This window comes from Acinetobacter sp. NyZ410 (genome assembly GCF_022828975.1).
In the GTDB taxonomy this organism is placed as follows: Bacteria; Pseudomonadota; Gammaproteobacteria; order Pseudomonadales; family Moraxellaceae; genus Acinetobacter; species Acinetobacter guillouiae.
The window spans coordinates 3,538,221-3,551,394 of record NZ_CP094620.1; the positions used below are offsets into that span (position 1 = coordinate 3,538,221).

Annotated in this window: 10 protein-coding genes; 3 read left to right on the forward strand and 7 right to left on the reverse strand. The window is 39.8% G+C overall.

The features are described from left to right. Positions 1-301 precede the first annotated feature (301 nt). Positions 302-2,371 (forward strand): penicillin-binding protein 2, encoded by a 2,070-nt coding sequence (gene mrdA / locus MTO68_RS16820; protein ID WP_034612504.1) that lies wholly within the window; start codon positions 302-304, stop codon positions 2,369-2,371. 4 nt (positions 2,372-2,375) lie between these two features. Continuing rightward, a complete protein-coding gene (gene rsmD / locus MTO68_RS16825) occupies positions 2,376-2,924 on the forward strand; it encodes a 16S rRNA (guanine(966)-N(2))-methyltransferase RsmD (protein ID WP_244013553.1) in 549 nt (182 codons plus the stop codon). Positions 2,925-3,137: 213 nt separating this feature from the next. Here rsmD and MTO68_RS16830 read toward each other — a convergent pair whose 3' ends face one another. After that, a complete protein-coding gene (locus tag MTO68_RS16830) occupies positions 3,138-3,338 on the reverse strand; it encodes a hypothetical protein (protein WP_004823192.1) in 201 nt (66 codons plus the stop codon). Between the two features lie 137 nt (positions 3,339-3,475). Next, positions 3,476-4,096: a hypothetical protein gene (locus tag MTO68_RS16835; protein ID WP_081407368.1), complete on the reverse strand. Its 621-nt coding sequence runs from the start codon at positions 4,094-4,096 to the stop codon at positions 3,476-3,478. A gap of 375 nt (positions 4,097-4,471) precedes the next feature. On the opposite strand from MTO68_RS16835, the gene MTO68_RS16840 reads away from it, so the two are divergent. Continuing rightward, positions 4,472-5,233, forward strand: coding sequence for a 3-oxoacyl-ACP reductase (locus tag MTO68_RS16840; RefSeq protein WP_239045196.1), 762 nt, complete (start codon positions 4,472-4,474; stop codon positions 5,231-5,233). Positions 5,234-5,382: 149 nt separating this feature from the next. Here the strand turns inward: MTO68_RS16840 and sucD are convergent, their stop codons facing one another. The 5 genes from sucD to MTO68_RS16865 form a co-directional block, all read right to left on the reverse strand. Further along, a complete protein-coding gene (sucD, locus tag MTO68_RS16845) occupies positions 5,383-6,273 on the reverse strand; it encodes a succinate--CoA ligase subunit alpha (protein ID WP_004717274.1) in 891 nt (296 codons plus the stop codon). A 12-nt stretch (positions 6,274-6,285) separates the two neighbouring features. Then, positions 6,286-7,452, reverse strand: a complete 1,167-nt coding sequence (gene sucC, locus MTO68_RS16850; protein WP_004717276.1) for an ADP-forming succinate--CoA ligase subunit beta — start codon at positions 7,450-7,452, stop codon at positions 6,286-6,288. 168 nt (positions 7,453-7,620) lie between these two features. After that, on the reverse strand, positions 7,621-9,054 hold the full coding sequence (lpdA, locus tag MTO68_RS16855) for a dihydrolipoyl dehydrogenase (protein ID WP_004717278.1): 1,434 nt from the start codon (positions 9,052-9,054) through the stop codon (positions 7,621-7,623). Between the two features lie 60 nt (positions 9,055-9,114). Further along, positions 9,115-10,329 carry a 2-oxoglutarate dehydrogenase complex dihydrolipoyllysine-residue succinyltransferase gene (odhB, locus tag MTO68_RS16860; RefSeq protein ID WP_004717280.1) on the reverse strand — a complete coding sequence of 405 codons (1,215 nt, stop codon included), beginning with the start codon at positions 10,327-10,329 and terminating at the stop codon, positions 9,115-9,117. Then, entirely contained in the window at positions 10,329-13,166 is a 2,838-nt protein-coding gene (locus tag MTO68_RS16865) for a 2-oxoglutarate dehydrogenase E1 component (protein WP_004717282.1), read from the reverse strand. Before MTO68_RS16865 ends, odhB begins: the two co-directional genes overlap by 1 nt. Positions 13,167-13,174: the final 8 nt, after the last annotated feature.

Below are 13,174 nucleotides of genomic sequence, written 5' to 3' on the forward strand. Positions count from 1 at the left end.
TCCTTAAGGCTCGACTTTAACAGAATTATTTTGGCACTCATATACAAAACGCTATAAATTTAATGTCGCTAAGGTCAAATCCATATAGGCTTTGTTGACAATTCCTCTATGTTTACAACGATGCGTATTTTTCAGGTGAAATGTCAACGGACCTGTATAAGGCATAACAAATTTGTTGCAGAGACTGAGTTAAAATATATTTTGATGAGTTATTTGTGTTTTTTAATTTTTAAGACTCAATCTGGGGTAAAATGTTTGACCCCTAAATTCACCCATCTTTAAGTACTAAAGCCGACGACGTATGAAGCAGCAGTTTCCTCTAAAAAATGTCCAACAAGAAAAACGCATCTTTCGTAGTCGTGTCTTTTTTGCGATTGGTATAGTTTCATTTTTTATGTGCCTTCTGGTTGCACGTTATGCTTATCTGCAAATTTTTCATCACCAAGAATTTAGTGAAGCATCAGATAAAAACCGTATTCGACTCCAGCCTATCGCACCAGCACGTGGCTATATTTATGATCGTAATGGGATTTTACTGGCAGATAACTACCCTGTTTTTACTGCAACCCTCAGCAAGGCCGATGTCGAAGATATAGATGATACGGTTAAGCGTTTAATTCCAATTTTAAATCTCAATCAAGAAGATATTGACCGTTTTAATAGCCGAATTAAAGCCTCTAAAAAAACAGAACGAGTCACCTTAAAGCTAAACCTAACAGAACAAGATATTGCGCGCTTTAGTGAAGTCAAGTTTCAATTTCCGGGCGTTGATATCGAAACACAAATGACCCGCTATTATCCACATGGTGAGCTATTTGCCCATGTTATTGGCTATGTGGGTCGTATTAACGATAAAGAACTCAAAGCAATTGATAAAGATAGTTATGCTGGAACGAACCTGATCGGGAAAATTGGTGTAGAAAAATCCTATGAAGATTTACTACATGGTGTTCCTGGTTATGAATCGATTGAAGCCGATGCACATGGTAATGTCTTACGTCATTTAGGCCGTAAAGAGTCGACTCGAGGCAATGATTTATATCTTTCACTCGATTATGGTCTGCAAACCATTGCAGCAGAACAGCTTAAAGATCGTCGTGGTGCAATCGTGGCAATTGACCCACGTACTGGTGAAATATTAGCACTGGTTTCAAGCCCAAGTTTTAACCCGAACTTATTTGTAACAGGTATTGGACATGCAGACTATACAGCCTTGCGTGACAACCTAGATCAACCGCTCTATAACCGTGCGGTCCAAGGAACTTACCCTCCCGGCTCTACCATTAAGCCGATGGAAGGCTTAGGCGGTATTCACTTTAAAACGGTGGATTGGGGAACTGCAATTTCCGATCCAGGCTATTTCCATTTACCCGGTGATTCACATAAATTCCGTGACTGGAAAAAGACTGGACATGGCTCAGTCAACTTACATAAATCCATTGTGGTTTCTTGTGATACTTACTTCTATATCTTGTCTTACCAGATGGGTATAGATCGCATGAATGAATGGATGCGCCAATTTGGTTTCGGTGAAAAAACCGGAGTAGATTTACCAAGCGAAAGTACAGGTCTATATCCAAGTCCTGAATGGAAAATGCGTACCCGAAAAAGTAAATGGCTTAAAGGTGAAACCATTTCTGTCAGTATCGGTCAAGGTGCGTTTACCGCGACTCCATTACAACTGGCGATGGCAACAGCAATTACCGCCAACCATGGTGCACATGTCACACCGCATGTATTACGTGAATCCAAAGGGGCAAAAAAGCATGAAGTACTCAATGCCCCGACAGGAAAAATCAACTTCAGTGGTACAGATGAAGACTGGATTAAAATGCGTGATGCAATGGTTGATGTTATTCAAACAGGTACAGGTCGTGGTATCCGTACACCAATGTACCAAATCGCAGGTAAAACCGGTACAGCACAGGTCAAGAGTATTGCCCAAGGCAAACGCTATAATGAAGCTGCACTTTCAGCACGCCAGTTAGACCACGGTTTATTTGTTGGCTTTGCACCTGCTGAAAACCCTGAAATTGCCATTGCCGTGATTTGGGAAAATGGTAAGCATGGTGGTTCTGCCGCTAAGATTGCTCGTCCTGTGTTTGATTACTGGTTGCTGACTCGCAAAAAAAATCCAATTGTACCGCTTAACCATCAAGTCAGTGGTGGCTTAATGACAGCAGGCATCAAACCGGGTGAACTGCCAAGTGGTGATGTTTCACTTGCAGCAGATCCAAATGCCTTGCCTAAACCGAAGCCAAATACACAGTCCAATACGGCTAGCCAAAACCGTATACCAGCTCAAGGTCATAATACGACCACAGCTCAACCCACTCCTCCACCTGTACCTGAGGCTGATATCAGTGAATAATAAAGTGAAAAACCAATTACGTATTATTGGTGGAGAATGGAAACGTCGAGTTCTTCCTTTTGCTGATATCGATGGTTTACGTCCTACCCCTGATCGAGTTCGTGAAACATTGTTTAACTGGCTGATGTGGGATATTCAAAATGCCAAAGTCTTAGATCTTTGTGCTGGTTCAGGTGCTTTAGGATTTGAAGCACTTTCACGTGGTGCACGTCATGTCATCATGATTGAACCCAATGCCACGCAAGCTAAATTTTTAAAAGACAATATTCAGTTGCTTAAAGCTGACAACTGTCAGCTGAAAATTCAAACAGCACAACAAGCCTTATCTAATTTAAATGAACAGTTTGATTTAATGTTTTTAGATCCACCCTATAGTTTAAATTTATGGGATGAATTGGCTCAAAAAGCGGATCAATACTTATCTGATCAAGCATTGATTTATGTAGAAGCAGATCGTGGCTTAAATCAACTGAATTTACCCTCAACATGGCAATTACAGAAACAAACCAAAGCTGGTGTAGTACAAGCAGGTTTATTTAAAAAAATAATCTAGGGTATTGCTTTCGTGTGGCATCCCCTACAAAAAAGGATAGTATTGCCTACACAAATATATTTAAACTTTCAATGTAAAGTGCAACAGTGCCACCCTACAAAGATATAAATTAGTTTTTATGAAATGATATCAGTTACTTCATTCATATATTTTCAAACAACAAATTAAAAAAAATGGGCATACATTGCCCATTTTTATATTGAAGATAAAGAATTAACGCCCTTTCCAATTCCAGTCACGATCATTGCGATCTCGGTCATAACGACCATCACGACGCTGATCCCAGCGATGATCCGAATCATGTCGCTGATCATAACGACCATGACCACCGCGATGACCATCATCAAATGGTGCAACAATACAGCCAGTTAATGAAATAGCAACTACACCCAACACAATAACTTTGTTTAACATGATGACTCACCTCTTCATCTCATTTTGTTTAAGTTAGTCTTTTAATGTGTAGTGCTAAACAAGCTTATGTTTCAAGTTGTAGTATTTCCACCATGATTTCTTCATTGTAATAAAAATGATCGATAAGATATTTATAGTTAATAGGTCAGCGTTCTAATCCAAAACAGACGCAATAATTGACCACGATCATAAGGAAAACTAGAGATGTATTCATAACCCACTTTGTTTAAAGCATTGATCTTAAATTCAATACCATAACCAAAAGAAAGATAAAGCTCACTTGACGCAGGATTATCATTTGAAGGATTGAGCAATGAGGTCTTTAATTGTTGTACATTATAAGCAGTATAATTAAACACACGAATACGCTCATTTTCATAAAATTTATTGGTTAAAATTGAATAATCTGCCAATTCATGCTCATGCTGTTCTGCTAACTTTTTTTGCAATTGATCTTGTTCAAAAAAAATATCATTTCGCTCAGTGATCATTTCAGTATTACTTAGGCTATTTTCTTGATTTTCAATTTTAAATAATTGCTCATCTTGCAATTGATCTGGTTGTCCTAATAATTCATCTTGATATTCTACAACTTGATTTTGTGCCTCTTCTGGCATAAGTGCCAGATCATCATAAGCATAAACATTTGAATTTATAAAAAATATATACATGACCATTAAATTGAGCAGGTAAATTGGTCGCATGTTTGGGCTAATCAATTCATCATTTTTATCGGAGTTATACCAATCAAAAAACAAGATGGTTGTCTCCTCTATTTGTTTATAAGTAATTTAAATGATCCGTCTAATTGTAGCCTACATATAGATCAAAATGGCTGAAGCACATCCAATATCAAATGTGCTTTGTTTGAATTATAAATAATATGATCAATATGTTAAACCAATCAACCATCATTCTGAGCCATCATTTCATCGATAGGATTTAAAAAGTTTAATTATTTGAATATTCATATGTAATTAATGCACTAAGATGCTTAAATTCCTCTAGAAGTTTTTTATATTTTTAATTTTGCATCGGTGCAATTGATAAACTTTGTAACTCATCTCTCAATCGAAGAGTCTGATCAATAAAAGTGCTAAAATTAAATTGATATCAAATGAGTTGATTTGAACATGGAAATACGAGATCAAATTATTTTAGTGACTGGTGGCGCACGTGGTTTAGGACTTGCAATTACCCATGCTTTGATTCGTGAAGGCGCAAGAGTTGTGGTGAATTATTTCAATAGTGAAGAATCCGCTCAACAACTTGCCAAGGAACATGCCGAACAGGTTTTTATTTACAAAGCAGATGTAACTAATGCAGATCAAGTCAACACGATGTTTAAAAAAGCAAAACTGCATTATGGACATGCAATCACCTCAGTGATTAATAATGCGCTATTGGCATTTAAATTTGATGGTGATCTACGTCCAAAAGTTGAAACGTTGAGCTGGCACAGTATGCAACAGCAATTGGACAGTGCAGTTAAAGCCGCTTTAAACACCACCCAAGCTGCATTAGAAGATATGAAAAAAGATCATTTTGGTCGAATCATCAATATTGGAACCAATCTTGTGCAGAATCCTGTGGTTCCCTATCATGATTATACTGCGGCTAAAGCAGCACTTTTGGCCTTTACCCGCACAACGTCACACGATTTAGGTCAGTATGGCATTAATGTAAATATGCTTTCAGGTGGTCTATTACGCAAGACTGATGCCAGCAGTGCAACACCTGATCAAGTGTTTGATTTGATCGCTGCCTCTACGCCCTTGCAAGAAGTCACCACACCTGAGCAGTTTGCAGATGCCGTGCTGATGTTTTTATCACCGTGGTCACGCGCTGTAACAGGACAAAATTTGATTGTGGATGGTGGTTTAGTCAAAGGCTAATCACAGATCACCCATCTTATATAAATCTCCTTTATCTTGATCACAAGATTAAACACTAACCATCAAGAAGCGACAACCAATACTCTACAACCAATAAAAATGGGAGCCGATTGGCTCCCATTTTTTAGCTTAAAAATTTAAACTTTGAATTAAACTAAGCCTTTCTTTTTTAAGACATCAAACATAGTTGAACCAAGTTCAGCTGGGCTACGCGTATATGCCATACCCGCTTTTTCAAATGCAGCAAACTTCTCTTCAGCAGTACCTTTACCGCCAGAGATAATCGCTCCTGCGTGCCCCATACGCTTACCTTTAGGCGCTGTTACACCCGCAATATAACCAACAACAGGTTTAGTCACATTAGATTGAATATACTCAGCAGCTTCTTCTTCCGCACTACCACCAATTTCACCAATCATGATGATTGCTTCTGTTTGTGGGTCTTCTTGGAAAAGTTTTAAGCAGTCAATTTGGTTCATACCCGGAATTGGGTCACCACCGATACCAATACACGTAGACTGACCTAAACCAAGCTTAGTCGTTTGAGCAACTGCTTCATAAGTCAATGTACCAGAACGAGAAATGATCCCGATTTTACCTGGTTGATGGATATGGCCTGGCATAATTCCAATTTTACATTCGCCCGGTGTAATAATACCTGGGCAGTTTGGACCGATTAAACGTGCATTATTACCATAAGTTTCAAGGTAACGTTTCGCTTTTAACATGTCTAAGGTTGGAACACCTTCGGTGATCACCACGATTAACTCAATACCAGAATCGACTGCTTCAACAATTGAATCCAGTACAAATGGTGCAGGCACATAAATTGATGTTGCATTTGCACCCGTTTCTTTTACTGCTTCACGCATTGTATTGAAAACAGGTAGACCAATATGAGTTTGACCACCTTTACCCGGTGTTACCCCACCAACTACTTTTGTACCGTATGCAATTGATTGCTCAGAATGGAATGTACCATTCTTACCTGTAAAGCCTTGTACCAATACTTTTGTGTCTTTATTAACTAATACGCTCATGATTGATACTCCTTACGCTTTCACAGCAGCAACAACTTTTTCTGCAGCATCAGCTAAGCCGTTCGCAGAAATTAATTTTAGACCTGATTCATCAAGTAATTTAGCACCTAATTCTGCATTGTTCCCTTCTAAACGAACAACTACAGGTACGGTTACATTTACTTCTTGAACCGCTGCAATAATCGCTTCAGCAATCATGTCACAACGTACGATACCACCAAAAATATTGATCAATACACCTTGTACAGATGAATCTGAAAGAATAATTTTAAATGCTTCAATGACGCGATCTTTAGTCGCACCGCCACCAACATCAAGGAAGTTTGCTGGCTGACCACCATACAGTTTGATGATGTCCATTGTTGCCATCGCAAGACCAGCACCATTCACCATACAACCAATATTACCTTCTAAAGCAACATAGTTAAGGTCAAATTCAGATGCTTTTAACTCACGCTCATTTTCTTGAGATTTATCACGCATCGCTGCAATTTCAGGCAAACGATAAAGTGCATTTGAGTCAATACCGACTTTGGCATCTACACATAAGATTTCGCCATTTTCACGAACTGAAAGTGGGTTAATTTCAAATAGTGCAAAGTCATTTTCAACAAATGCTTTGTACGCGCCTGTCATGATGGTTACAAATTGGCTGATTTGCTTATCTTTTAAACCCAATTGGAAGCCAACATCACGCGCTTGGAATGGCAGTAAACCGACCAATGGATCTACTTCGACTTTAATAATTTTTTCAGGTGTTTCTTCAGCAACTTTTTCAATTTCTACACCACCCTCTGTAGACGCCATGAATGTCACACGACGACTAGAACGGTCAACCACTGCACCTAAATACAATTCACGTTCTACAGGATAAACATCTTCACAAACAAGGATACTATTTACCGGCTGACCATTGGCATCCGTCTGATACGTGACTAAACGAGTACCTAATAGGCTTTTTGCATATTCAGCTGCTTCTTCTTTTGACTTAACAACTTTTACGCCACCCGCTTTACCACGACCACCTGCATGGACTTGGGCCTTCATCACAGCGAATTTGCCACTAATTTGCTCAAAGGCAGCAGATGCTTCTTCGGGCGTAGTGATTAAAATGCCTTCTTGAACTGGCATACCATATTTTTTTAACAGCGTTTTCGCTTGATACTCATGTAGATTCATGTTTTACCTTTTACTACTTTTCACATTGTTATGACACACCAATAATTAGACTTCCATCGCAATAACTATCGGCATTTATTAAAGTTTGTTCTTTTATTTTTAGATGATTATTCAATTAAAAACAACCATCAAAAGTAAAAAGAGCGGTCGAAACCGCTCTTTTTTGTGTTATTTACGTTTACGCTGAATCGCGTGAATCGCACGCCCATCAACAGCAAGCGCTGCTTCATGAACGACTTCAGAATAAGTTGGGTGACCGAAAGTCATCAATTGTAAATCTTCAACTGAAGATACAAATTCAAGTGCAATCATACCTTGGTGAACAATATCAGAAGCACCTGGACCAATGATATGCATACCCAATAAACGATCAGTTTTTGCATCTGCAACAAACTTCACAAATCCAGCAGATTCATTGGCAGCTAAAGCACGACCATTTACCGCAAATGGGAATTGACCGGTTTTAACGTCGTGACCTTTCTCTTTAGCTTGCTCTTCAGTCAAACCTACCCACGCAGCTTCAGGGTGTGTATAAATCACTGAAATAATAGTGTCATAATTCACTTGAGCAGCATGACCATGCATACGCTCAACTGCCATTACACCTTCTTCCATTGCTTTATGCGCAAGCATTGGACCACGTACCAAGTCACCAATTGCATATACACCGTCAACAGACGTTGCACACCAATCGTTCACTTCAACCAAACCACGTTCAGTTAATTTAATGCCTGAATCTTCAGCCAATAAACCTTCTGCATAGGCTTTACGGCCAACACAAACGATTAATTTATCAAAAGTTTGAGTTTTATCTTCGCCTGCTTGGTTATATTGAACAGTCACTTCACGACCATTCACTTCAGTACCTGAAACTTTAGCGCCAATACGAATATCTAAACCTTGTTTTGTTAAAAGTTTTTGATAATCTTTTGCCAACGCTTTATCCGCCATTGGTAAGAATGCATCTAATGCTTCAAACACAACAACTTCAGAGCCAAGACGACGCCATACTGAACCAAGTTCTAGTCCAATTACGCCTGCACCAATTACACCTAAACGTTTAGGCACTTCTTGGAATTCTAACGCACCTGTTGAATCAACGATAAGGTCTTCATCAACTTTTGCTACAGGAATATTTACAGGTACAGAACCAGTTGCAAGAATTACGAATTTAGGTTCTAAAACTTGAACATCGCCACCTTCTAATGGTGTGAATTCAACTTTTTTACCAGCAAGTAATTTACCTGTACCTTGTAACCACTCGATACCATTGCCTTTCAGCAATTGAGCAACACCGCCAGTTAAGTTATCTACAACTTTGTCTTTACGAGCAAGAAGCTTTTGAAGATCAAGTTGGACATTTTCAACTGTAATACCGTGAACATCTAAGCCATGAAGAGTGTCTTCATAGTGATGAGAAGAATCCAAAAGTGCTTTAGAAGGAATACAACCTACGTTTAAGCAAGTACCACCTAAAGATGGCTTACCTTTGTGTACACGTTTTTCGATACACGCAACTTTGAAACCAAGTTGAGCAGCACGAATTGCCGCTTCATAACCACCTGGCCCACCGCCGATTACCACTAAATCAAACTGAGACATGCTTATCTCCAAAAACGAGTTTAAAGGATCACTCTAAACTCGTGTTGTTATTCTAAAGAATTAAAGGTCAAGGATTAGTTTAGCTGGCTCTTCAAGTAACTCTTTAACAGTTACCAAGAAACCTACTGCTTCTTTACCATCAATCATACGATGGTCATAAGAAAGCGCTAAGTACATCATTGGAAGAATTTCAACTTGACCATTTACAGCCATAGGACGCTCTTGGATTTTGTGCATACCTAAAATAGCAGTTTGTGGTTGGTTCAAAATAGGTGTTGAAAGTAGTGAACCGAAAGTACCACCGTTGGTAATTGTGAAAGTACCACCAGTCATATCTTCAATTGCTAATTTACCTTCACGTGCTTTTGCAGCATATGCACCAATACCTGATTCAACTTCAGCATAGTTCATACGGTCAGTATTACGTAATACTGGAACCACTAAACCACGATCAGAAGAAACCGCAACACCGATATCATAGTAACCATGATAAACAATATCATCACCGTCGATTGAAGCATTTACCGCAGGATAGCGTTTAAGTGCTTCAGTTACAGCTTTAACGAAGAATGACATAAAGCCTAAACGTGCACCATGACGTTTTTCGAAAGCATCTTTATATTGCTTACGCATTTCCATCACAGGTTTCATGTTGACTTCGTTAAACGTAGTCAACATTGCAGTTTGCTGTGTAGCAGCAAGAAGACGTTCAGCAACACGCTTACGTAAACGTGTCATTGGAACACGTTTCTCGATACGCTCACCAACAGCAACGCTTAATGGTGTTACAGCTGCAGCAGCTGGTTTAGTTTGATGATTTGCAACATCTTCTTTGGTGATACGACCACCACGACCAGTACCATCTACATCCGCAGCAGCAATACCTGTTTCAGTTAAAGCTTTACGCACTGCCGGTGCTTGATCTTGTACTTGAGCACGTTCAACAACAGGTGCATTACCCGCTTGAGTTTGTGCCGCAGCTTGTTCTACTTTCTCTTCAGATTGAACTGCTTGAGTTTGAGTAGCGCCAGAAACAGCACCTTCTTCAAATGTTGCAATAACTTCAGAAGAAAGAACTGTGTCACCTTCATTTTTGATGATTGCAGAGATAGTACCATCAGCAGGAGCAACAACTTCTAAAACAACTTTATCCGTTTCAATATCACAGATGACTTCATCACGTGATACCGCTTCACCTGGTTGTTTGTGCCAAGTTGCAATTGTTCCGTCAGCAACTGACTCTGGGAACACCGGTGCTTTAATTTCGGTTGCCATTATTTAGATTCTCCTGATTGTTCAGCTACGATCGCAAGTGCGTCATTCACGAGCTGAGCTTGTTGTTTTGCATGCAAATATGGTGAGCCACATGCAGGTGCAGCTGAAGCTTCACGTCCTGCATAGCTAATTTGAACTTGTAGAGCAGACTTCATTACACCTTCGTATAAACGAGGAGCAATGAATAACCATGCGCCTTGGTTCTTCGGTTCTTCTTGACACCAAACAAGTTCTTTTATGTTTGGATATGTCGCAAGCACTTCAGCAAGACGTTTTTCTGGGTATGGGTACAATTGTTCAACACGTACCACCGCAATGTTCAAGTTTTCTTCACGACGTTTTTCAAGTAAGTCGTAATAAACTTTACCACCACAAAGTACAACACGTGTTACATCTTGTTTGTTGATTTGATCCACTTCATCAATCACAGTCTGGAATGTACCAGTTGCAAGCTCTTCCAAAGTTGAAGTTGCAAGTTTATGACGAAGCAATGACTTCGGTGAAGTCACGATCATTGGCTTACGAATTGGGCGAATTGCCTGACGACGCATTGCATGGAAAATCTGTGCAGGTGTCGTTGGTGTAATCACTTGCATGTTTTCTTCAGCACATAACTGTAAGAAACGCTCAAGACGTGCAGATGAATGCTCAGGACCTTGACCTTCATAACCATGTGGAAGAAGCAATGTTAAACCACACACACGTTCCCATTTGGTTTCACCAGATGAGATGAACTGATCAATAACCACTTGGGCACAGTTTGCAAAGTCACCGAACTGAGCTTCCCAGATTACCAAGCTTTTTGGCAATGTTGTTGCATAACCATATTCAAATGCAAGCACAGCCATTTCTGACAATAATGAGTCATAAATTGCAGTACGTGGCTGGTTTTCTTTGATATGACACAGTGGAATATAAACCGAACCATCAACTTGGTTATGTAGCTTGGCATGACGGTGTGAGAATGTACCACGACCAACATCTTCACCAGTCAAACGCACCAAGAAACCATCATCAAGGATAGAAGCATAAGCTAAAGTTTCTGCTGCACCCCAGTTTAATGGCATTTCACCAGTTTGCATTTTCAAACGTTCATCGATCACTTTAGACACTTGGCGTTGCATCACGAAACCTTCCGGTAATTCGCGCATTTTTGTACCAATTTCTTTTAAGCGTTCGATTGGGAAAGTCGTATCCCAAACATCTGTATATTCATGGCCTAGATACGGTTTCCAGTCCACAAACATTTTATCATTTGGTTCAAGCACTAAAGCATTGGCAACATGGTTACCTGCTTCAAGATCTTCACGATATTTTTCAACTAAAGCATCTGCATCAGAACGATCTAATACTTTTTCTTGTACCAATTGATCCGCATAAAGCGTACGTGTAGTCGCTTTTTTATTGATCACTTGATACATCATTGGTTGTGTTGCTGCTGGCTCATCTGCTTCGTTATGACCACGACGACGATAACAGAACATGTCAATCACAACATCTTTACGGAATGTATGACGGAAATCATGTGCCAATTGCGCAACAAACAATACAGATTCTGGGTCATCACCATTGACATGGAAAATTGGCGCCTGAATCATTTTTGCAATGTCAGTACAGTATTCGGTAGAACGTGCATCACGTGGATCAGATGTAGTAAAACCAACTTGGTTGTTGACTACGATATGAACCGTACCACCTACGGTATAACCACGCGTTTGTGACATTTGGAAGGTTTCTTGGTTAACACCTTGACCAGCAAATGCAGCATCACCATGTACGATTACAGGCAATACGTCATCACCACCAATGTCTTTACGACGTACTTGGCGTGCACGAACTGAACCTTCAACCACAGGACCAACAATTTCTAAATGCGATGGGTTAAATGCCAAAGCCAAGTGAACTTCACCACCAGGTGTCATCACATTTGATGAGAAACCTTGGTGATACTTAACGTCACCTGAACCTTTTTTAGCTAAAGTTTTACCTTCAAACTCACCAAACAAATCAGCTGGGTTTTTACCCATGATGTTTACAAGTAAGTTTAAACGACCACGGTGTGGCATCCCAATTACGACTTCTTTACAACCTACAGAACCTGCACGTTGAATAAGTTCGTTTACCATTGGAATGAAAGATTCACCACCCTCTACACCAAAACGCTTCGCACCAACATACTTATTACCGAGGAATTTTTCTAAGCCTTCAGCAGCAGTTAAACGTTCAAGTACGTGTTTCTTTTGATCTGCCGAGAAACCGAACTGACCGCGTGCACCTTCAAGACGTTGTTGAATCCAGCGTTTTTCTTTGGTGTCAACAATGTGCATATATTCAGCACCAATAGAAGCACAGTATGTTGCCTCCATTGCGCTAACCATCTCACCTAAAGTTGCTTCAGTTTTACCAATCGCCAAATTTCCAGCATTGAAAACTGTATCTAGGTCAGACTTGGTTAAACCATGTGCAGCAAGATCTAAATCTGGCACATCTTCACGTTTAGCCAAACCTAGTGGATCAAGCTTCGCTTTTTGATGACCACGGTTACGGTATGCTGCAATCAGTTGCAAAACACCGATTTGACGACGTTCATGCTCAGTACTTACTTCACTTTGTACAACAGGCTGAACACGACTTGAATTACGACCTAATAATAAGAATTGCTCACGAATGTTTCCGTGTGGTTGGTCACCTTTAGGGAATTTATCGAAATATTGACGCCAATCCTCACCTACTGAGGTTGGAGAAGAAAGGTACTGTTCGTAAAGCTCTTCAATATACGCTGCACTATCAGCGGAAAGTTCAGTATCAAGACGCAATGCGTCAGCAACTTCTTGCATTTGTGGAC